Annotated in this window: 20 protein-coding genes and 1 pseudogene; 15 read left to right on the plus strand and 6 right to left on the minus strand. The window is 63.1% G+C overall.

Annotated elements, in window-relative coordinates; genetic code table 11:
* Positions 1–202 precede the first annotated feature (202 nt).
* The 10 genes from DXT74_RS00145 to DXT74_RS00190 all read left to right on the plus strand — a co-directional run bounded on the left by DXT74_RS00145 (position 203) and on the right by DXT74_RS00190 (position 8,159).
* Complete coding sequence (locus tag DXT74_RS00145) at positions 203–634, plus strand: type IV pilin protein (protein ID WP_194427061.1); 432 nt, start codon at positions 203–205, stop codon at positions 632–634.
* Positions 628–1,131 (plus strand): prepilin-type N-terminal cleavage/methylation domain-containing protein, encoded by a 504-nt coding sequence (locus DXT74_RS00150; protein ID WP_081556549.1) that lies wholly within the window; start codon positions 628–630, stop codon positions 1,129–1,131. The genes DXT74_RS00145 and DXT74_RS00150 overlap by 7 nt, the downstream gene beginning before the upstream one ends.
* Complete coding sequence (locus DXT74_RS00155) at positions 1,121–1,510, plus strand: hypothetical protein (protein WP_081556548.1); 390 nt, start codon at positions 1,121–1,123, stop codon at positions 1,508–1,510. Before DXT74_RS00150 ends, DXT74_RS00155 begins: the two co-directional genes overlap by 11 nt.
* Positions 1,503–2,198 (plus strand): hypothetical protein, encoded by a 696-nt coding sequence (locus DXT74_RS00160; RefSeq protein ID WP_081556547.1) that lies wholly within the window; start codon positions 1,503–1,505, stop codon positions 2,196–2,198. Before DXT74_RS00155 ends, DXT74_RS00160 begins: the two co-directional genes overlap by 8 nt.
* Positions 2,195–4,195: a hypothetical protein gene (locus DXT74_RS00165; protein ID WP_194427062.1), complete on the plus strand. Its 2,001-nt coding sequence runs from the start codon at positions 2,195–2,197 to the stop codon at positions 4,193–4,195. The genes DXT74_RS00160 and DXT74_RS00165 overlap by 4 nt, the downstream gene beginning before the upstream one ends.
* Positions 4,196–4,275: 80 nt before the next feature.
* Entirely contained in the window at positions 4,276–4,662 is a 387-nt protein-coding gene (locus DXT74_RS00170; RefSeq protein ID WP_194427063.1) for a SirB2 family protein, read from the plus strand.
* A gap of 93 nt (positions 4,663–4,755) precedes the next feature.
* Positions 4,756–5,772, plus strand: coding sequence for a peptidase U32 family protein (locus tag DXT74_RS00175; RefSeq protein ID WP_019102351.1), 1,017 nt, complete (start codon positions 4,756–4,758; stop codon positions 5,770–5,772).
* A gap of 25 nt (positions 5,773–5,797) precedes the next feature.
* The gene (locus tag DXT74_RS00180; RefSeq protein ID WP_194427064.1) at positions 5,798–6,727 is read left to right on the plus strand and encodes a U32 family peptidase; all 930 of its coding nucleotides are present in this window, start codon (positions 5,798–5,800) and stop codon (positions 6,725–6,727) included.
* On the plus strand, positions 6,714–7,148 hold the full coding sequence (locus DXT74_RS00185; RefSeq protein ID WP_107732924.1) for an SCP2 domain-containing protein: 435 nt from the start codon (positions 6,714–6,716) through the stop codon (positions 7,146–7,148). The genes DXT74_RS00180 and DXT74_RS00185 overlap by 14 nt, the downstream gene beginning before the upstream one ends.
* Before the next feature lie 252 nt (positions 7,149–7,400).
* Positions 7,401–8,159, plus strand: a complete 759-nt coding sequence (locus DXT74_RS00190) for a GGDEF domain-containing protein (RefSeq protein WP_019102348.1) — start codon at positions 7,401–7,403, stop codon at positions 8,157–8,159.
* Between the two features lies 1 nt (position 8,160).
* Here DXT74_RS00190 and DXT74_RS00195 read toward each other — a convergent pair whose 3' ends face one another.
* Together DXT74_RS00195 and DXT74_RS00200 are read right to left on the minus strand one after the other, a co-directional pair.
* Complete coding sequence (locus DXT74_RS00195; protein ID WP_043636231.1) at positions 8,161–9,453, minus strand: FAD-binding oxidoreductase; 1,293 nt, start codon at positions 9,451–9,453, stop codon at positions 8,161–8,163.
* A 173-nt stretch (positions 9,454–9,626) separates the two neighbouring features.
* Positions 9,627–10,592, minus strand: coding sequence for a LysR family transcriptional regulator (locus DXT74_RS00200; protein ID WP_039755418.1), 966 nt, complete (start codon positions 10,590–10,592; stop codon positions 9,627–9,629).
* 623 nt (positions 10,593–11,215) lie between these two features.
* Between DXT74_RS00200 and DXT74_RS00205 the strand changes: the two are divergent.
* From DXT74_RS00205 to DXT74_RS00220, 3 genes and pseudogenes are all read left to right on the plus strand, one after another.
* A pseudogene (locus DXT74_RS00205) lies at positions 11,216–13,132 on the plus strand (ribonucleoside triphosphate reductase).
* Positions 13,119–13,820 (plus strand): anaerobic ribonucleoside-triphosphate reductase activating protein, encoded by a 702-nt coding sequence (locus DXT74_RS00215; protein ID WP_194428016.1) that lies wholly within the window; start codon positions 13,119–13,121, stop codon positions 13,818–13,820. Before DXT74_RS00205 ends, DXT74_RS00215 begins: the two are co-directional and overlap by 14 nt.
* A gap of 279 nt (positions 13,821–14,099) precedes the next feature.
* Positions 14,100–14,900, plus strand: coding sequence for a LuxR family transcriptional regulator (locus DXT74_RS00220; RefSeq protein WP_114153105.1), 801 nt, complete (start codon positions 14,100–14,102; stop codon positions 14,898–14,900).
* 10 nt (positions 14,901–14,910) lie between these two features.
* Here the strand turns inward: DXT74_RS00220 and DXT74_RS00225 are convergent, their stop codons facing one another.
* Positions 14,911–15,639 carry an acyl-homoserine-lactone synthase gene (locus tag DXT74_RS00225; protein ID WP_194427067.1) on the minus strand — a complete coding sequence of 243 codons (729 nt, stop codon included), beginning with the start codon at positions 15,637–15,639 and terminating at the stop codon, positions 14,911–14,913.
* A gap of 355 nt (positions 15,640–15,994) precedes the next feature.
* Here DXT74_RS00225 and DXT74_RS00230 point away from each other — a divergent pair, with 355 nt between their 5' ends.
* Entirely contained in the window at positions 15,995–17,176 is a 1,182-nt protein-coding gene (locus DXT74_RS00230) for a nitronate monooxygenase family protein (protein ID WP_194427068.1), read from the plus strand.
* Between the two features lie 247 nt (positions 17,177–17,423).
* On the opposite strand, the gene DXT74_RS00235 is transcribed toward DXT74_RS00230, so the two are convergent.
* The 3 genes from DXT74_RS00235 to DXT74_RS00245 form a co-directional block, all read right to left on the minus strand.
* On the minus strand, positions 17,424–18,218 hold the full coding sequence (locus DXT74_RS00235; protein WP_043636254.1) for a MetQ/NlpA family ABC transporter substrate-binding protein: 795 nt from the start codon (positions 18,216–18,218) through the stop codon (positions 17,424–17,426).
* A gap of 76 nt (positions 18,219–18,294) precedes the next feature.
* Complete coding sequence (locus DXT74_RS00240; RefSeq protein WP_019104597.1) at positions 18,295–18,972, minus strand: methionine ABC transporter permease; 678 nt, start codon at positions 18,970–18,972, stop codon at positions 18,295–18,297.
* Positions 18,972–19,982, minus strand: coding sequence for a methionine ABC transporter ATP-binding protein (locus tag DXT74_RS00245; RefSeq protein ID WP_194427069.1), 1,011 nt, complete (start codon positions 19,980–19,982; stop codon positions 18,972–18,974). The genes DXT74_RS00240 and DXT74_RS00245 overlap by 1 nt, the downstream gene beginning before the upstream one ends.
* Positions 19,983–20,200: 218 nt before the next feature.
* Here DXT74_RS00245 and DXT74_RS00250 point away from each other — a divergent pair, with 218 nt between their 5' ends.
* Positions 20,201–21,556: an aldehyde dehydrogenase family protein gene (locus DXT74_RS00250; protein ID WP_081555081.1), complete on the plus strand. Its 1,356-nt coding sequence runs from the start codon at positions 20,201–20,203 to the stop codon at positions 21,554–21,556.
* Positions 21,557–21,579: the final 23 nt, after the last annotated feature.

Below are 21,579 nucleotides of genomic sequence, written 5' to 3' on the forward strand. Positions count from 1 at the left end.
ACGGGTGGTGAAATCAGGCCAAGTGTAGCATCCGCGGCCCGGATCGGCCGCATGCGCCGCGCGCGGCAGATTATGCCGCGCCCCTGTTCATCGTGAGCGGCTAGCCCCTCAATTGGATACTTACAAAGCATATTGATGCCAATCAATACCAATATAAATCCAATGCCGCTAAAATATGACATTTATTTAACGAGGCGATGTCGTGAGCGCGTCCGTCCGGCCTCAAGGCCATTCCGGCTTCACCCTGATCGAGATGATGGTAGTGGCCGCCATCGTCGGCATCCTGCTCTTGGTGGCGGTGCCGTCCTACCAGCGCCACGTGCAGGCGGCCAAGGCCAATACCGCCAAGAGCGACCTGATGGCCTTGAGCCTGGCCTTGGAAAACCACAAACTGCTGCACTTGGCTTATCCCGCCACCAGCGCGGACAGCGCCAGCGCCATCCGCGCCGCGCTGGGCAACAACAGTTGGCAACCCGCTCAAACGGAATTCAACTACGGTTACCAACCGCAGAGCGGCAGCTTCCTGCTCACCGCCAGCGGCGTCGGCCCGCAGCTGTCCGGCTGCGTGCTGAAACTCAGCGGCGCCGATCACAGCGCCAACACCAGCACCTCCGCGTGCCAGACCCAATGGTGAGCCCTCCCCGCCGCCAGCGCGGCCTGACCCTGATGGAATTGTGCGCGACGCTGGCGCTGATCGGCCTGCTGGCCCTGCTAAGCGTGCCGCTGGCGCAAGGCTGGAGCGACGCTCACAAGCTGGCGCTGGCGCGCAGCCAGTTGGCGCGGGCCTACGCCCAAACCCAGGCCGCAGCGCTGAGCAACCCGCAGGCGGCGCCGCCGGACCAAGCGGCCGCGGTATTGATGTCCAGCGCCGAAGGCCAGCTGTGCGTATTCGCCGGCGCGCCGGCCAGCGGCACCCAGGGCGAACGCTGCCACGGCGCGGCGCTGTGGCGCGCCGCCGCGCCGCGCCCGGTGACGCTGGGGACAAGTTGCCTGACGACGCCCGCCGCGCAATGCCTGGCCTTGAACAACCAGGGCCAGCCGCTGACGACGCAAGCGGCCGGCGTTGTCTGCGGCACACGGCCCGCCTACTGCATTCGCGGGACTCAACAGGAACTCAGCGGTGACTTATAAGGCGCAAAGCGGCATCAGCCTGCTGGAAAGCCTGATCGCCATGTTGCTGCTGATGCTGACCGGCCTGGGCATTGTTTTTGTCAATGCGCGCAGTCTGGGCAGCCAGCAGCAACTGCAACAACACGCGCTGGCCCTGAGCAAGGCGCGGGAACAGTTGCAACAAGGCGGCCTGCCCTGCGACAGCGCCGGCAACTGGCCGCTGGCCAGCGGCGTCAACGCCACCGCGCGGCTGGCCTGCCGTTCCGCGCCCGCGGTGACCTTGCGCGGACAAGCGCAAAACGGCGGCGCCGAGATCTCCGCCAAGGCCGCCCTGCGCGGCCAGACCTTGCAGCTGCAAGACGCGGCATCGTCCACTCTCACCCTGAGCAATCATGAATAAACGCGCCTCTGGCTTTAGCCTGCTGGAGCTGCTGATCGGCATGCTGCTGGCGCTGATCACCACCCTGGCGATGCTGACCCTGTATCGACAGACCGCGCGCAGCGTGTTCGACCCGGACCAAGGCAGCGCCAAGCTGGCGCAGCGGGACAGCCAGCTGATGGCGGCCTTGCTTAGCGTGCAGCAGCAGGCCCAGGAAGCCGGCTTCGGCGCCGGCGGCGGCCGCGAGCAGAACCTGCTATTGCTGTCGATAAGCGATTTGCGCCTGAACGCCGACGGCGCCGTCACCGCGCTCAGCGCCGCGCCGGCGGCCTCCGGCAGCGGCAACGCCGCGGTGTGGCGCTACCGCCCGCAGCTGGACGCAGGCGCTTACGCCTGCCGCGGCGTGGCCCGGCTGGGCGAAGCCGGCCAGAACAGCGTCGTGTACCAGCTGCAAGCCGACGACTGCGCCGTCATCTCAGACGCTCTAAGCCAGCCTTCGCAATGGCGGGCGCGGGCGCTGACCGGCCCGCTGCCGCCGCGCCATAGGCTCAACATGGCTTTGCGGCTGGAGCAGCCCTGCTGGCCCTACGCGGCGGCAACGGCGGCGAGCCAGACCTTTCCCCAGCTGCTGCTCAATTACGACAACGCGCAGCAAGGCGAGAGCCGCAGCTTCGCCAGCTGCCTGACCAATCTGGCGGCCCCCTCATGAAGGCTCGCTCCCTCCCGCCGCGCCGGCAACGCGGCGTCGCCGCGGTGCTGATGGTGCTGCTCACCGGCATGGCCCTGACCGCGCTGGCCCTGGGCGGCATGCACCACCTGCGCGGCCAGCAGGAACTGACCCGCTCCTTGCGCGGCAATAGCGAAGCGCAGTGGCGCGCCTGGACCGGCGCGGAACTGGTACGGCAATACCTGTCGGCGCTGACGCCGGCGCAACTGAAGGCGCTGGAACAGGACGGCGCCGCGCTGAGCCTGGACCGCGCCAGCTTGCCGCTTGCAAGCCAGGGGCTGGCCGACGCCCTTCAGATCAAACTGCTGCCGGCGCCGCGCGCCGGCGGCGCCGTGGTCGACGACGACAAAGCAGCGGCCTGGATCACCGCTCGCAGCGGCGACGCCACGGTGACGCTGGAGGTGGTTTACCAATTAAACGGCGCGCCGCCGTCTCCGACCGCCAACGCCGCGGCGCAAATCCGCGGCGGCCTGTCCACCAGCGGCAATATTGTGGTCACCGGCGCCAAAGACGCGCTGCTGCAAGTGGAGGGCGCGGTGGACACCAGCGGCAGCCTGACCGGCGTCAGCGCGATCCAGGCCACCGGCGACATCCTGTTCCAGGGCAATCCGGCCCGCGGCGACGGCCAGGCCCCGCTCAGCCTGTGGAGCAACGGCGACATCCGCGTCAACAGCGGCCAGTTTCTGACGCTGAAAGCGCGCGGCAACATCACCATGGGCAATGGCAGCGATGTGGAAACCGCCGCCGCCAACGGCGCGGTCAGCAGCAACGGCGAGCGGGTGGGCCGGCTGACGGCCATCGGCGACGTGACGTTGGCCGGCAACGTCGCCATTTCCGCGCAATTGCTGAGCCAGGGGGATGTGCGCTCCAGCAGCGGCAACCGGCTGAACGCGCTGCGCGCCCAGGGCCTGCTGGACACCCGCGGCAACGCCAACATCGACGACGGCATCATTGGCGGCGCTTTCACCCACAACGGCGCGCAGATCTTCGACGCCGCCGGCCAGCCGCGCCAAGCGCCGCCGAACACCGTGCGGGTGCGCCACCAAGCCGGCTTGAAAGTGCCGCTGGAGCCCGTGCCGGAATTCCGCCTTGGCGCCACCCGCATCAATGCCAACGATTACCGCGACGCCGCCAACCTCATCGTCTACTGGGACCCGGCGGACCGCTCCGCCGACGCGCTGCAGCGCATCCGGATCCGGCTGCAACACGTCGCCGGCGTGCCGGACGGCGCGGTCTACCGCCTGGGCCGGCAGCGGGCCGAGGACTGGCAGCGCAATGATCTGTGTCCAGCCTTGCAGGCCGACGGCAGGCGCTGCGCGACGGTGACCGGCCAGCCGGTTTTGCGTCTGTGCGAAAGCGATGCGGAAAGCTGCCTCGCCGGCAGCAACGCGCAGCAATGGCTGCTGCGCCTCAAACCGCCGCTGGGCATGCTGCCCGGCGTGGTGCTGTTCGAAGGCAATCTGTCGCTGTACGGCCGGCTGGACAACACCCTCCTTGCCACCGGCCACATCGAAACCAGCAGCAATGTCGAACTGTGGAGCCTGCGCCAGGCCGGCGCGGCGCGCGTATGCCGCAGCGCGGACTTCCCGGGCGTCTATCCGCTGAACCATTGCGGCGCGGACCGGAATTCGCTGCGCGAATCCCCTCTGCTCGGCATCGCCTTGCTGGCCGGCGGCTACGATGCGGCCCAAGCTTTCAGCGGCGGCAAGATCAAGCTGGGCGCCAGCAATCGGATACACGGCGCGGTGCTGGCCGGCGACACGCTGGACACCGCCGGCAGCACGCATATCTACGGCCCTGTCAGCGCGGCGCTGCAAAGCCGGCTGCCCGGCGCTCCGCCGCCGAACCGGCCGCTGAACAGCCTGGGCGCGGAAACCGTGATCGACATCAGCGGTCAGAACGGTTTGCCGGGCGACGGCGGCGGCACGCCGAACCCGCAAACAGGCGCGGCGCGGGTATTATGGGCGCGCTATCGTTAAGCGCGCTCAAGCCCTAAAGCTTGCCCAAGGTTTCACCAAGCGCAGCGGACATTCAACAGGTTTTTAACTTCCGGACGCCTATGTATCCTTATCTGATCGTCAAACACGCCCACATGGGCTTCGCCTATCTGTCGATTCTCTTGTTCGCCGTGCGCGGCGGCCTGATGCTGGGCGGCAAACAGCACCTCCTGGCGCTAAAGCCGGTGCGCATCCTGCCCCACGTCATCGACACCCTGCTGCTGGGCTGTGCCATCGCGCTGGTGGTCATGGGCGGCTGGCCCATCCTGCAAAGCCCGTGGCTGCTGGCCAAGATCGTGGGCCTGGTGCTCTACGTGACGCTGGGCACCGTCGCGCTGCGCCGCGGCAAAACGCCGCAAACCCGGCTGATCGCCTTCCTCTGCGCGCTGGCCGCGGTGTTCTACATCGTGCTGGTGGCCAAGACCAAGATGGTGGTGCCCTTCTTCTGATTCTCCAGGCGCCCGGCCTGCGCTTGACCCAGAACAAGGCCCCGCGACGCGGGGCTTGTTATCGTCGGCGGGTTTTAAACCGGACCGACCAAGATGGCTCTGCACACATCCCTGCCCGAGCTGGTCTGCCCCGCCGGCAGCCTGCCGGCGCTCAAGGCCGCGGTGGACAACGGCGCCGACACCGTTTACCTGGGCCTGAAAAACCAGACCAACGCCCGCAATTTCGCCGGGCTGAATTTCGACGACGCCAGCGCGCGCGAAGGCATCGCCTATGCGCATCGCCACGGTCGCAAAGTGCTACTGGCGATCAACACCTTCGCCCAAGGCGCAGACGCCGGCCGCTGGCGCGCGGCGGTGGACCAAGGCGCGGCCCTGGGCGCCGACGCGCTGATCCTGGCCGACCTGGGCCTGATGGCCTACGCCGCAGAACGCCACCCTGAATTGCGCCTGCACATGTCGGTGCAGAGCTCGGCCACTAATTACGAAGCCATCAATCTGGCGCGCGACATGTTCGGCATCCGCCGCGCCGTGCTCCCTCGGGTGCTGACCCTGGATCAAGTGCGCCACGTGATTGAACACACCGACGTCGAAATCGAAGTCTTCGGCTTCGGCAGCCTGTGCGTGATGGTGGAAGGCCGCTGTCAGCTGTCCAGCTACGCCACCGGCGAATCGCCCAACACACACGGGGTGTGCTCGCCGGCCAAATTCGTGCGCTGGGAACCGGACGAGCGGCGCATGAACGCCCGCCTCAACCACATCCTGATCGACAGCTACCGCGACGACGAACCCGCCGGCTACCCCACGCTGTGCAAGGGCCGCTTCCAGGTGCGCGACGAAACCTATTACGCGCTGGAAGAGCCCACCAGCCTCAATGTGCTGGACATGCTGCCGCAAATCATCGCCAGCGGCGTGGCCGCCATCAAGGTGGAAGGCCGCCAGCGCAGCCCGGCCTACGTGGCTCAGGTGACGCGAGCGCTGCGCGAAGCGCTGGACGCCGCCGGCCGCGACGGCGCGCGCTTCCAGGCGCGCCCGGCCTGGCACCAGGCGCTGAACAAGGTGTCGGAAGGACAGCAGCAGACGCTGGGCGCCTACAACCGGCCGTGGAAATGAGCGCCGCCCCCATGGAAAACCGACAATGACAACCCTCAAACTGCAATTGACGCTGGGGCCTGTGCTGTTCTTCTGGCCGCGCGACACCCTGCTGGACTTCTACGCCGCCGCCGCCGACTGGCCGCTGGACCGGATTTATCTGGGCGAAGTAGTGTGCTCGCGCCGCCAGCAGATGCGGCCGCAGGACTGGATCTCGCTAGCGCGCGACCTGGCCGCCGCCGGCAAACGCGTCACCCTCAGCTGTCAGGCGCTGCTGGAAAGCGAATCCGACCTGCGCCGCGCGCGCCAGCTGGCCGCCAACGGCGACATCGCGCTGGAAGCCAACGACCTGGGCGCGATCAAGCTGGCCCGCGAACACGGCCTGCCCTTCGTCGCCGGCCCGCACCTCAACATCTACAACGCCGACACCCTGAAGCTGATCCGCGACTGGGGCGCCGAGCGCTGGGTGCCGCCGGTGGAAATGGACCGCGCCACCTTGGCTCAACTGCTGGCCCGCTACGCCGAGATCGGCGCGCCGATCGCCACCGAGTTGTTCGCCTGGGGCAAGCTGCCGCTGGCGCTCTCCGCGCGTTGCTTCACCGCCCGTCATTACAATCTGAGCAAGGACGACTGCCAGTTCCGTTGCCTGGAACACCCGGACGGGCTGACCATGCGCACCCAGGACCAGCAGGACTTCCTCACCCTCAACGGCATCCAGACCCTGTCCGCCGGCTGCCATAGCCTGCTGCCGCATCTGCGCGGCCTGTCCGCCATCGGCGTCGACGCCGTGCGCGTCAGCCCGCAGTCGCGCGCCACCGGCGACATCGTCGCCCTGTTCCGCCAAGCGCTGGACGGCACCGACCCGGACGCGCTGCTGTCCGCCAGCAGCCGCCACGCCGACGCCGAACTGGTGGACGGCTATTGGCGCGGCCAGGCCGGCAACCAAGCCATAGGAGCCTCCCATGCGCATTCCTGATCTAGCCCTGCCCTCCGCCGCCGCGGCGCTGCTGTCCCGGCTGCCGGCCGCGCCGCCGGCCTGGTTGCTGGCCGCCAGCCTCAATCAACTGGCCCGGCGCGGCGTGCTGCCCGCGGACATGGCGCTGTTGACCGGCCGCCGCTTCGCCATCCGCGTGCTCGACGCCGGCCTCACCCTGCGCTTCCGCGCCGACGAGCAAGGCTTCCGCCGCGACCAGGAAGACCACGCGCCGGATTTGCAGCTCTCCGCCACGCTGGCCGACTTCGCCCGGATGATGCTGCGCGAGGAAGACCCGGACACGCTGTTTTTTCACCGCAAACTGCTGATTGAAGGCGACACCGAGTTGGGGCTCATCGTCAAGAACCTGCTGGACAGCGTGGACTGGAGCGCCACGCCGCTGGGGCGCTTCATGGCCGTTTAATCACCTGTTAAACGTCTCGCGAGCAAAGGCGAAAACGAGCGAAAAAGCGGAATACACGAGCGGTGCATGATCGTTTTTAGCTTGTTTTCAAGGCCGTATCGCCAATGCTCAGCAGTTCGTGAACAAGTGCTTATAACGTATTGCCGGCGCGCACTCCTTGTGGCCGGGCCAAGTTTGGGCTAATCCGAAAAGAATCAACGCAATCTAACCGCCTCCCGGCGGCCTGCACTCATCGGAAACGGCCCAAGCCCCATGAAGCCACGCCTGTTCAGCCTCCGGCAGATCTTGCTCGACTTGGCCACCCTGCTCCTGGCCAATCTGCTGATATTCTGGCTGGCCCAGCGTTACCAGTGGCTGAACTCCGGCGACGTCAATGCGCAAACCATGGCGCTGGCGCTGCTGCTTTGCGTCAACCTGGCCGTATCGCTGGCGCTGTTCGCCTACCGCCGCGCCCGCGAATCCCACGCCATGCTGCAAGAGCTCAACACCATCGCCGGCCAAGACGCGGTCACCGGCCTGGCCAACCGTCGCCAGGCCAACACCATCCTGGAACGCGAAACCGAGCGCTCCTACCGTACCCGACGGCCCTTCTCCGTGCTGCTGTTGGACATCGACCACTTCAAGGACGTCAACGATAATTTCGGCCACCTGGCAGGCGACCAAGTGCTGGCCGCCTTTGGCCAACTACTGCAAAAACGCGCGCGCCAGTTGGACACGGTGGCGCGCTGGGGCGGCGACGAATTCCTGCTGATTTGCCCGGAAACCGAGCAGAGCGGGGCGATGGCGCTGGCCGATGATATCCGCCAGCGCTTGGCGCAGACCGAACTGCCGGCGGTGAACCGCCTGACCACCAGCATCGGCGTGGCCACCCAAACCCTGGACGACATGCCGGAGACCCTGTTGCACCGCGCCGACATGTATCTGTACGCGGCCAAGAACGCGGGCCGCAACCGCGTGGTGGGCGAAGCCGGCAGCGCCAACCGCGAGCGGCGCCTCGCCCCCGACGACTAACTCACAGCCCCAAGCGGTCCCTGAGCCCGTACCACCACGCTCCCATGGTCAGCATTGGCACACGGAACGCGCGTCCGCCAGGGAAGGGATAGTGCGGCAGGCCGGCGAAACGATCAAAGCGCCGGCTGTCGCCGTCAATGGCCTCCGCCAGCAAACGCCCGGCCAGATGGGTGTAAGTCACGCCGTGGCCGCTGCACCCCTGCGAGTAATAGACATTGTCGCCAATGCGCCCGGCCTGCGGCAGCCGCGACAAGGTCAGCGAGAAATTGCCGGTCCAGCCAAACTCGATCTTGTAATCCGCCAACTGCGGAAAGGTTTTCAACATTTTGGGGCGGATCAGCCGCTCCACCTCGCCCGGATCGCGCGCGCCGTACACGGTGCCGCCGCCGTACAACAGCCGGTTGTCGGCGGTCAGCCGGTAATAGTCCAACAGGAAATTACAATCCTCGACACAGTGGTCTCCCGGCAACAGGCTCTTGGCCAGCGCTTCCGGCAACCGTTCGGTCGTCAGCACCTGGGTGCCGCAAGGCAGACTCTTCTCCGCCAAAGCCGGCAATAGATCGCCCAGATAAGCGTTGCCGGCCACCACCAGAAAGCGGCAACCAACCTCGCCGCCGGCGGTCTCCACCCGCACCCGGCCGCCGGGATGAATCTTCAGCGCCGCGGACTGCTCGAAAATCCGCCCGCCAAGGGACTCCAGCGCCGCCGCTTCGCCCAGCGCCAGGTTCAAGGGGTGAATATGCCCGCCCCAATTGTCCAGCAAAGCGCCGACGTACTGATCCGACGCCACGATGCCCCGCATGCCCTCGCGATCCACCAACTGCAAACCGGTATGGCCGTAGCGCTCCCACAAACGCTTCTTCGCCGCCAGTTCATCCAACTGCTTCTGGGTGAAGGCGGCGAACACATTGCCGTTTTTCAGATCGCACTGGATGTTGTACTGCTCGATGCGCTCGCGAATGATGCGCCCGCCTTCGAAAGCCATCGCGCCCAGCCCCTCGGCCGCCGCTTTGCCGTGCCGGCGCTCGATGACATCCATATCGCGGCTATAGCTGTTGACGATCTGGCCGCCATTGCGGCCCGATGCGCCCCAGCCCACCCGCGCCGCCTCCAGCACCGCCACCTGATAACCGCGCTCCGCCAAATGCAACGCCGCGGACAAGCCGGTGTAGCCGGCGCCGATCACGCAGACATCGACCTGCAAAGCCCCCTGCAAGGACGGGCGCTCCGGCGCCGGATTGGCCGATGCGGCGTAATAAGAGCGGGTATGTTCTTGTCGGGCCGGCGCGTTCATAGCTGTCTCCTTGGCAGAGCGAACGCGTAGCGTCCGTTCATGATTGGTATAAAAACACAATACACGCGCTCATTATATTTAACAACACCTGAGAGAAAGGATGGCTCGCAGCGGTAAAAAGACAACAAAAAAGCCAGCGCGAGCGCTGGCTTTCGGATGAAGCGGAGACGGGATCAGACTGAGTTTTTCTGAGCCGCCTTGCGTTTGGCGCTCAAATCCAGGCCCGGCAGATCCGCCATGATGTCCGGATGATCCGCCAATTTCTCCACGACGAAATCAACGAATACCCGTGTGCGCGGCGCGATGTGATCGCGATGCGGGAAGCAGATGTAAATCGAGCGCTCCAGCGACACCATATCGGTCAACACCGGCTCCAGCTCGCCGGAACGGATCAGGTGCACCACCTCATGACCCGGCAACTGGGCCACGCCCATGCCCAGACGCGCCAGCTCGGCCACCGCCTCCATCTCGTTCAGCGTGTAGGTGCCGTTGACCTCCAACGGAATCCGCTCGCCCTTGCGATCGAACTCCCACTTGAACAGGCGGCCGGAAGTCGGGAACTGGAAATTGATGCAATCGTGGTTGCTCAACTCCTCCGGAGCGCTCGGACGGCCATGCAAATCCCAATACCCCGGCGACGCCACCACGTAGAGCGGCATCTGGGCCAAGTTGCGCGCCACCATGCGGCTGTCCGGCATCATGCCGGAACGCACGCCCACATCGTAGCCGTCCTCGATCAAATCGCTGAAGTGGTCGTCCAGGCCAAAGAAGACCCGCACCTTGGGGTAGCGCTCGCAGAACTCGCCCATGATGGGCAAGATGAAACGCCGGCCAAAGGAGTTGGGCATGCTGACCCGCAGATGACCTGCCGGCTCGTCGCGGCTGGCCTTCAACTGATTGATCGCCGAATCCAGATTGTTGACCGGCCCGCGGCACTGGGCGTAGAAACGGCGCCCGTCCTCGGTCAGCGTCAATTGGCGCGTGGTGCGGTTGAACAGGCGAACCTCCAGTTCCTGCTCCAGCCGGGCAATGCTCTGACTGATAGCAGCCGGGGATACGCCCAGCTTGCGCGCGGCGTCGGAGAAACTGCCGTTTTCCGCCGTGGTCATGAAGACCATCAATGCTTTTAAGGTGTCCATAATCAGGGATGTTCCAGGCTCGGCATCGCCTACCCTTCACGCCCGGACGGACGCCCTGGATTTGACAATGCTGATAACATTATTAAGTAGTATCTCTTTAAAAAGGGTACACCATACCCTTTAATGATTAAAGAAGAACTTGCAAATTGTTGTGAATGCATCTTCATGGACAAATCCACGCCAGGAACAGAACCGACCGCAGCTTCCCCACTGCACCGCTCACGGAGCGCACTTTGTCATATAGTTTTTACAGCCTAGTTGAAAATACATCGCCCTATTTTCTATGCAATCCAAGTATGCACCTGATTCCGGCTGAATGCCATGAGTTTGTTGCAACAGACTCAATGAAACAGCATCAAGTTGGCAACAATATGCCGCAGGGGCAACGATGATCGCCGCGGAGCGGCATCGGCTGCACGACGGCACCCATCCAGCATAAGCCATGCGTCGCCGCAAACAACACGATAATCGCACTCCACGACCTATTCCCCCCACCAGGCAAGCGCAGCCGTCGCCCAAAAGCGCCGCGCTTGATCCGCGTCAAGTTATCGCCACCTCAGCCACACAGGCCATAAAACACAATTTATAGTGCCAACCATTCGACAACTTCACTAGATATAGAAATGAGCACAGCTTCCGCGCCCACCGCCATGGTGGATGCCATCTCCGCGATCGACGAATATCTGGACCGGGCCGACTGGCGGGTCAACGCCAACGCCAACCAGGGCTACAGCCTGGGCGGACTGATCCTCAACATCGCCGGCAAGCTCACCGCCAATTACTGGCTGGAGCGGGTGCTGGCGCCGGTAGTTGCCATGGCCCACCGCCAGGGGGATCTGCACATCCACGATCTGGACATGCTGTCAGGCTACTGCGCCGGGTGGTCGCTGCGCACCCTGTTGCAAAATGGCTTCAACGGCATTCCCGGCAAGGTGGAATCCGCGCCGCCGCGCCATCTGTCTTCCGCCTGCGGCCAAATCGTCAACTTCCTCGGCACCCTTCAAAACGAGTGGGCCGGCGCCCAGGCGTTTAGTTCCTTCGACACCTACCTGGCCCCCTTCGTCAAAAAAGACGGGCTAAGCTACGCCGACGTGCGCCAGTGCGTCCAGGAACTGATCTACAACCTCAACGTGCCCAGCCGCTGGGGCACCCAAACCCCGTTCACCAACCTGACCTTCGACTGGACCTGCCCGGACGACATCGCCGAGCAGATTCCGGTGCTGGGCGGAGAGGAAATGCCGTTCCGCTACGGCGATTGCGCACGCGAAATGGCGATGATCAACCGCGCCTACATCGAAGTGATGCTGGCCGGCGACGCCAAGGGGCGCTCCTTCACCTTTCCCATCCCCACCTACAACATCACCCGCGACTTCGACTGGCACGGCGAGAATACCGACCTCTTGTTCGAAATGACCGCCAAATACGGCCTGCCCTATTTCCAGAACTTCGTGAACTCCGACCTGGAGCCGCAGATGGTGCGCAGTATGTGCTGCCGGCTGCAACTGGACTTGCGGGAACTGCTCAAACGCGGCAACGGCTTGTTCGGCAGCGCCGAGCAAACCGGATCCGTGGGCGTGATCACCATCAACTGCGCGCGTCTGGGCCACCGCTTCGCCGGCGACTACGCCGCGCTGCTGGCCGAAACCGACCGCTTGCTAGAGTTGTCCCGCGACGCCTTGGAGAAAAAGCGCGGCGAAGTGCAAGCGCGCATCGACGACGGCCTCTATCCATACACCCGTCACTTCCTGGGCTCGCTGCGCAATCATTTCAGCACCATAGGCGTCAACGGCATCAATGAAATGATCCGCAACTTCAGCGCCGATCGCATCGACATCACCAGCGACGAGGGCCACCAGCTGGCCTGCGACTACTTGGACCACATCCGCCAGCGCATGGTCGAGTTCCAGGAAAGCACCGGCCATCTGTACAACCTGGAAGCCACCCCGGCGGAAGGCACCACCTACCGCTTCGCCAAGGAAGACCGCAAACGCTATCCCGGCATCCTGCAAGCCGGCAGCGACGCTCATCCTTATTACACCAACTCCAGCCAATTGCCGGTGGGCTTCACCGACGACCCGTTCGAGGCCCTGCAACGCCAGGAACTGCTGCAACGCAAATACACCGGCGGCACCGTGCTGCACCTTTATATGACCGAGGCGGTCAGCAGCGCCGACGCCTGCCGCGAACTGGTGCGGCGCGCGCTGTCCCGCTTCCGCCTGCCTTATATCACGGTGACCCCCACCTTCTCGATCTGCCCCAAGCACGGTTATCTGTCCGGCCATCACGAATTCTGCCCGCGCTGCGACGCGGAACTGCTGGCGCGCCAGTCTTCATAAGCCCTGTTAAGAAAGGAAAAGCCCATGACTCCTCCCACCCGCTTCCCCGGCCAAGACGCCGCTCCCCTCAATGACGAGCAACGCACCCGCTGCGAAATCTGGACCCGCGTGATGGGCTATCACCGCCCAGTGCAGTCCTTCAATATCGGCAAGCGAGGAGAATTCGACGAACGGATCTGCTTCAGTGAAGATGCTGCCCGCTGACCCCGCAGCAGCCCGCATCGGCGGGCTCACGCCATTCTCCAGCTGCGACTGGCCGGGCAAGTTATGCGCGGTGGTCTTCATCGCCGGCTGCCCCTGGCGCTGCGGCTATTGCCACAACCCGCACCTGCTGCAACGCCGGAACGGCGCAACCCGCTGGCCGGAGATTCTACGCTGGCTGCAAAGCCGGGTCGGCCTGCTAGACGGCGTGGTGTTCTCAGGCGGCGAACCGCTGCAGGAGCCTGCGTTGCCGGCTCTGCTGGAACAAACCCGCGCGCTGGGCTTCGCCACCGGCCTCCACACCGGCGGCGCTTATCCACAGCGCCTGCAGCGCGTTCTGCCTTTTCTCGATTGGGTGGGCCTGGACATCAAGACCGATTTTGGCGCCTACCCGGCACTGACCAGCCTGTCGCGCAGCGGCGAGCAAGCAGAAGCCGCGCTACTCTGTCTGTTGCAAAACAACATCAATTTTGAATGTCGCAGCAGCATACATCCTCACTGGCACAGTGAAGCCCAACTGACGGCGCTGGCACGGCGGCTGGCGGCGCTGGGCGTCGCCCATTATCACTGGCAGCGCCTTCGCCCGCCTCCATCCGCCGCGCTTCCCCCCGCCCCCGCCGGCTGGCCCGCGCCGAAACTGGTAGAAGAGATCGCACCTTTGTTCCAGCGCTTCAGTTATCGGGAGCACTGACAGAAGGTCCAGTTTTCCCGGGGTGTCCAGCCGCCTCCCTTTATGACGCCCCAACTTTCCCCCCTGTTTTCCCCTCGTCCGCTAGCACCAAATAAGTCATTGATCAATATAATTATTTCTACTTACGGATTTTTGGACAGGCAATTTGTTATAATGTCGGCGACGAATGCAACAGTCGCTGTTCTTGGCACCAGAACAAGGAGTTAGCGCTTCCCATGCCTTTTGCATGTGGGCTACTATCCAGCAGCGTAAAACCACAAGATCAAGAAAGATTTGCTCATGGTCATCTCAAATTCCGCGATAGCACGGCCGCTGCCCAGCGGTTTGTCCGCGAGTCAGCAATGGACATTGCTGGAATGGATTCACCTTGCCGGACAAATCGAAACCGAAGCCGAGCTCAGGGCTTTCCTTGACGTCATCATCAGCCAGGCGCCTTCCGAGCACATTGTTCTGGCTTTGGGTCGAGTCAACCAACAACAGCAGATCCAGCGCCTGGAACGCGTGTTGAACGTCAGCTACCCGGTTGAGTGGACCGAGCAATACATGAAGGAAAACTACTCGCAATGCGATCCCATTCTTCGCATTCACCTAGGTCAGGGGCCTGTCTCGTGGAACGACAGGTTCAGCCGCGCAAAGGGTAAAGATGAGAAGAAATTCATTGCTGAAGCCTCATCCGTCGGTTTAGGCGATGGCTTGAGCTTTAGCGCGGTATCGCAACGAAACAACCTCGGCTGCATTTTCTCGCTGAGCGGCAGTGAAACCATCCACGACAGCAATCTAGTGGCCATGCTTGACTGCCTGACGCCCCATTTGCATCAAGCTGCGGTACGCGTAGCGAACTTGCCGCCGGCGACCCCCAGCTCCATGCCCTTGTCCCAACGGGAATACGATATTTTCCACTGGATGAGCCGCGGCAAGACCAATTGGGAAATTGCCACCATCTTGGACATCAGCGAACGTACGGTGAAATTCCACGTCGCCAACGTCATCCGCAAGCTGAACGCCAACAATCGAACTCACGCCATTGTGCTAGGCATGCATCTTTTGCCGCCTCCCGGCCTTGTCGTCAGCGGCCCTTAGCTTAAGCGTGTCAAATCAGATGCGGCATCGAGGTGTATTGCGCTTCAAACTCCCGCCAAGCGCCAACTCGTTCCTTTGGCGCCTCAATGCCCTTCCGCAATCCCAGGATGAACTCAGGCTCCGCCTGGGGCCAATCCACATAGCCGGCCATGGACAGCACGCCGCCATCCAGATGCATGGGGACGCCCACCGGCACCACAGGGAAACCCATCCGAACGATATGTCGGTAAAAAACAGGCTCAACCACGAAATACATGCGTTCGATGCCCCGCAGCTGCGACCATTCCAGCAGACTCAAATAAAGTAAGCGTCCGACTACTCTCATTTGCTGCGGCGAGATGTGTTTGTCAACCGCAAAGCGGGTAATCTCCGCCGCTTTCTCCCCTTTCAGGATTTTCTCTCCCGAGGCCAATAATCGGGAAAACTCCCTCTCTATCATAAAAGGGTGCGAACCATGGGTCAGGCGTACAGACCCCACTACCCCATGGCTGTCCTGAACAGCGAGATTGTCGGAAAAATCATCGTACTCATCGCGGTCCAAACCATCGGCGCTTGGCGCCACCCAATGCAGCCTCTCCCTAAAAATATGATGTCGGAATTTCAGCAAGTCCGTCTCCCGATTGGTTCCATTGACTCTACTGACCGACGTATTGCCCAGCTTGATAGGAAAAAAACGCGCCATAACTATCTCCTGATCCATTTTTCTAACCGCAGGGGCAATGTAAGTGCTGGTTTCCACAGCGAAATCTGACAAAATGGCCAGGAAATGGAGTTGAAAGATGTGCTAGCGGTTTGTTACTAGCCCCTTTTGACGGTTGATGAAAAAAAGCCTATGCAATCCATTTTTCACCAAAATAAAATGACATAAACATAACAAGAAAGCCAATAACAATCGCCTTAGAAATATCCTTACTAAAATCAAAAGCTTGCACTTTCTTATGCAAGACATGCAAATACTCAAGTCATTGAAGAATCAATATTTTCTTTAATTAAAAAGCACCTGATCGTTCGTTTTTTGCTCTAGAGCAAAGACTCTTAGACCCTGCCGCGCCTACGATTGCCTAGTTATTCACCCGTACCCGCATCGTTGCTAAATGACCACAAATTCCCCGCTCTACGCTCCCTTGCAGATAGGGCAACGCGCTCTGCTTCCCATCGTGCAAGGCGGAATGGGCATAGGCGTCTCCGCCAAAAGCCTGGCCGGCCACGTCGCTCGCGAGGGCGCGCTGGGCACTGTGGCCAGCGTTGACCTGCGCCACCTTCACGCCGATCTGGTCGAGCAATCGCAATACGCGCGCGGTCAGGCCGAACTTGATCGTCTCAACCTGATTGCGCTGGATCGCGAAGTGAAGGGCGCGCTGACTTACGCCCAGGGCCGCGGCATGGTGGCGGTCAATGTGATGAAGGCCGTGGCCTCTTATCCGGACTATGTGCGTCAAGCCTGCGAATCCGGCGCGGAAGCGGTGGTGATGGGCGCGGGCCTGCCGCTGGACCTCCCGGAGATGACCTCGGGCTTTCCCAAGGTGGCCTTGATCCCCATCCTGTCCGAGGCGCGCGGCATCGGCATCGTGCTCAAGCGCTGGATGAAGAAGGGACGGCTGCCGGACGCCATCGTCATCGAGCACCCCAAACACGCCGGCGGCCACCTGGGCGCGGCCAGCCTTGCCGAACTGGACGCCGAACGCTTCAGCTTTCAGAAAGTGCTGGACGAAACCCGACAACTGTTCAAAAGCCTGCAACTGGAGAGCGAGCGCATCCCGCTGATCGTTGCCGGCGGCGTCAACAGCTTTGAGAAGATGAAAGCCTGCATCCAGGACTTCGGCGCGTCCGCGGTGCAGATTGGCACCGCCTTCGCCGTCACCCGCGAGGGCGACGCGCACGACAACTTCAAGCGCACGCTGGCGGAGGCCAAGCCGGAAGACATCGCCGAATTCATGAGCGTGGCCGGCCTTCCGGCGCGCGGGGTGCTGACGCCCTTCCTGAAAAGCTATCTGAAGCGCGAGACCATCTTGCAGGCCAACGCCAAAGCCGACCCGGCGCGCTGCACTCAAAGCCTCAATTGCCTGAGCGCCTGCGGCCTGCGCGACGGCGTGGCCAAGATGGGCCAGTTCTGCATCGATCTCAAACTCGCGGCGGCCTTCCGCGGCGAAGTGAGCAAGGGGCTGTTTTTCCGAGGCGCCGATCCGCTGCCTTTCGGCGATGCGATGCGCAGTGTCAGCGAAACCATCCGCTATTTCCTGACCGGAGAGAAACCGGCCGATATCGCCGGCGCCTGAGTATCTGTTCAACGCCTCGCGAGCAAGGGCAAGACAAGACGAGAACAGCTTCAAGCCTGTTGGCAAACAAGACAAAGCCCCGCTCTGCGGGGCTTTGTCGATTAAAACCAGATATTCACGATCTCGCGAGCAAGAGCGAGACAAGGCGAAAACGGCTGAAGAAGCGGCATGTCCATACGGTACATGAGCATTCTGAGGACGGTTTCAACGCTGTATCGCTGACGCGCAGCCTATCGTAAACAGGTTCTCAGAACGCCGGGATCACCGCGCCTTGGTACTTGCTCTCGATGAATTTGCGCGCTTCCGGGCTGGCCAGCGCAGCGGCCAGCTTCTTCACGCCCACGCTGTCCTTGTTGTCGGCGCGCGCCACCAGCAGGTTGGCGTACGGCGAAGTGGTCTCGATGAACAAAGCGTCGCGCTTGGGATTGAGCTTGGCTTCCAACGCGTAGTTGGCGTTGATCAGCGCCAGGTCCACCTGCGGCAGCACGCGCGGCAGCGTGGCGGCTTCCAGTTCCTTGATCTTCACCTGTTTAGCGTTGGACGCAATGTCTTTCACCGTCGGGTACAGGTTATTGCGGTCCTTCAACTTGATCACGCCGCCCTGATCCAGCAGCAGCAAAGCGCGGCCCGCGTTGGTCGGATCGTTGGGAATGGCCACGGTCGCGCCCTTGGGCAGGTCCGCCACTTTTTTGAACTTGCTGGAGTAAGCGCCAAACGGCTCGATATGCACCGGCTTACTGGCCACGACCAGCTTGGTGCCTCGATCCTTGTTGAACTTGTCCAGATAGGGAATGTGCTGGAAGAAGTTGGCGTCCAAGCGCTTCTCAGACACTTGCAGATTGGGCTGCACGTAGTCGTTGAACACCTTCACCTCCAGCTTGACCCCTTGCTTGGCCAGGGTAGGCTTCAACGCTTCCAGGATTTCCGCGTGCGGCACCGGGGACGCGGCCACGGTGACGGTCACCAGGTCTGCGGCCAGCGCCTGCGCGCCCCACAGCGCGGTTACGGCGGTAAAGGCGAAGCGAGCGATATTCTTTTTCATGATGCGATTTCCTCTATTCAACACAGTGTTGGGTTCAAATCTCTTGGGTTTTCGATGCGGCCGCAGCGCAGAGCGCTCAGCCGCGTTGACAGCGCAGCACCAGCCGGTCGCCGAAACTCTGTATCAACTGCACCAGCAACAGCAGCAACACCACGGTCACCACCATCACCTCGGTCTGAAAACGCTGATAACCGTAGCGCACCGCCAAATCCCCCAGGCCGCCGCCGCCAATGACGCCGGACATCGCGGTGTAGGACACCAGCGCCACGGTGGTCACCGTCGCCGCGCCCACCAGGCCCGGCAAGGCCTCCGGCAGCAGTACATGGCGCACGATCTGACCCAGGCTGGCGCCCATGGACTGGCTGGCCTCGATCACCCCCCGGTCCACTTCGCGCAGCACGTTTTCCACCAGTCGGGCGAAGAAGGGCGAGGCGCCGGCCACCAGCGGCGGAATCGCGCCCGCCACCCCTATCGAAGTGCCCACCAGCTTCAGCGTCAGCGGGATCATCACGATCAGCAAAATCACGAAGGGCAAGGAGCGGAACACATTGACCAGGAAGGACAGCGTGGCGTACAAGCGCGGCCGCGACAGCAATTGACCCGGCGAGCTAACGTACAGCACCACGCCCAGCGGCAGGCCGAACAGCACGGTGAACAACAGCGAGGCGCCCAGCATGGTCAGCGTGTCCAGCGTGGCCTGGCCTATTTCCAACCAGTCCATGCTCAATAATTGAGTCCAGTCGAAGCCTTCCATCACAACACCTCGCAACGCACGCCATGGCTGGCGAATAATTCAGGCAGGCTCTCCAGCGGAGCCTCCGACTCGATCACGCCGGCCACCAATTGGCCAAACGGCGTGCCCTTGATCTCGGACAGCGTGCCGCTGACCAGGTTGAAGCGGGCGCCCGCCTCCTTGCCCACCACATCCAGCACCGGCTGCAAGGTGGGATCGCCAACGAAAGTCAGCTTGATCAGCGGCGCGCCCACTCGCTGCTGCCAGGTCTGGCGCGCTTCTTCATGATACAAGCCGGTTTCCGCCAATAGCCCGCGGGTCACCTCGTGCCGCGGATGCAGGAACACGTCCAGCACCGGCCCCTGCTCCACCACGCGGCCGTGGTCCAGCACCGCCACCTGATCGCACAATTGGCGGATCACGCGCATCTCATGGGTGATCAACACAATGGTCAGGCCAAGCTGGCGATTAATGTCGGCCAGCAGGGTCAGAATGGAATCCGTGGTCTCCGGGTCCAGCGCCGAGGTCGCCTCGTCGCACAGCAACAGTTCCGGGTGATTGGCCAGCGCGCGGGCGATGCCGACGCGCTGCTTCTGGCCGCCGGACAATTGCGCCGGGTATTTGTCGCGATGGCCGGATAGCCCCACCAAGGTGAGCAGCTCCTCGACGCGGGCGTCCATATCGGGGGCGGACATGCCGCCGGCCAATTCCAGCGGAAAGCGCACATTGCCCGCCACGGTGCGCGATTTCAGCAGATTGAAATGCTGAAACACCATGCCGATGCGCTGGCGGCGCAGTTGCAATTGCCGGCTGTCCAGCGCGGTCAGATCCGTGTCGCCCAAACGCACCGCGCCGCGGTCCGGGCGCTCCAGCAGGTTCAAACAACGCACCAAGGTGCTCTTGCCCGCGCCGGAACGGCCGATGATGCCGAACACCTCTCCCTTGGCCACCTTCAGGCTAACGTCAGCCAGGGCCGGCACTTCGCGCCCGTCCACCCGGTAATGTTTGTATAAATTTTCTATTTCAATCATGCCTTGCCTCTGAATCCCGCCGTCCGTCAACGCCACTGCTTGGCGATTGCGAACCAGTCTATAAGCAAGCCACATAAAACCTAAAGAACTATAAATTCAAAACTCTATTCAAATTAGAAATATAGAAGACAAATCGCCGCGGAATTGACGCCGCTCCCACCCCGGGCCTGGGGATTTTTGCTACATTGTGTCTTTGTTTGAAACCAATACAGCACGTCATGACCGCCTTTACCAGCTGCAACCCCGCCACAGGAGAAGTCGTCTACACCCGCGCCGCCTGGCCGGAAGCCCAACTGTCCATCGCGCTCGCCCAACTGCGCGAGGCACAGCGCCACTGGCGCGAGCTGAGCGTGGCAGAACGGGCCGCGCAGCTGCTGCGCCTGGCCGATCAACTGCAGGCACATAGGGAAGAACTGGCCGGCCTGGTCACGCTGGAGGTGGGCAAACGCACTGCGGAATGCCTGGCGGAAATCGACAAATCCGCCCAGTTGATCCGCTACTACGCTCAATTGGCGCCGGAACTGCTGGCCTCGCTGGACATCCCCACTCAGGCCAGCCGCAGCGGCGTGGCCTTCGAGCCGCTGGGCACGGTGCTGGCGGTGATGCCGTGGAATTATCCGATCTGGCAGGTGCTGCGCTTCGCGGTGCCGGCGCTGATGGCCGGCAACGCCTGCCTGGTGAAACCGGCTCCGTCGGTTCCTCAATCCACCCAGCGTCTGCTGGAGTTGGCGCGCGCCTCGGGCCTGAGCGTGCTGGACGTGGCCTGGATAGATCATGATCAAGTGGAAGAGGCCATCCGCCAGTGCGACGCGGTGGCCTTTACCGGCTCCACTCAAACCGGGCGCGCCATCGCGGCGCTGGCCGGCCGCCATCTGAAAAAAACCGTGCTGGAACTGGGCGGCAGCAACCCCTTCATCGTGCTGGCCGACGCCGACGTCGCCGCCGCGGCCCAGGACGCGGCCAACTCCCGTTTCCGCGACGCGGGCCAGAGCTGCAATGCGGCCAAGCGCATGATCGTGGTGCCGGAAATCGCCGAAGCGTTCATTGACGCCTTCTGCGCCGAAGCCGCCAAACTGCGCGCCGGCGACCCGCGCCACCCCGCCACCACCTTGTCGCCGCTGACCCGCGCCGATCTGCGCGAAGCGCTGCACGCCCAAGTGCTTGACGCCGTTGCACACGGCGCCGAGCTGCGGCTGGGCGGGCAGATGCCGGCCAGCCCCGGCTTCTTCTACCCGGCCACGGTGCTGGACCGGGTCAACCCGGATTGCCGCGTTTACCACGAGGAAGTGTTCGGCCCGGTGGCCGGCATTTTACGCGCGCGCGACGAAGCCGACGCGCTGCGGCTGGCCAACGACACCCCGTTCGGCCTGGGGGCCAGCATCTACAGCGCGGACAAGGAACGCGCCTGGGCGCTGGCGCGCCAGATCGAAGCCGGCAGCGTGTTCATCAACCGCCATACCAGCTCGGACCTGCGCCTGCCTTTCGGCGGCGTCAAATCCTCCGGCTATGGCCGCGAGCTGTCCGAGTTCGGCCTGTACGAGTTCGTCAACGTCAAAACCTACTGGCAGAAATAAGCCGCCGTCGCAACGGCGGCCGG

This window comes from Chromobacterium sp. Rain0013 (assembly GCF_015291765.1).
Classification (GTDB): Bacteria; Pseudomonadota; Gammaproteobacteria; order Burkholderiales; family Chromobacteriaceae; genus Chromobacterium; species Chromobacterium haemolyticum.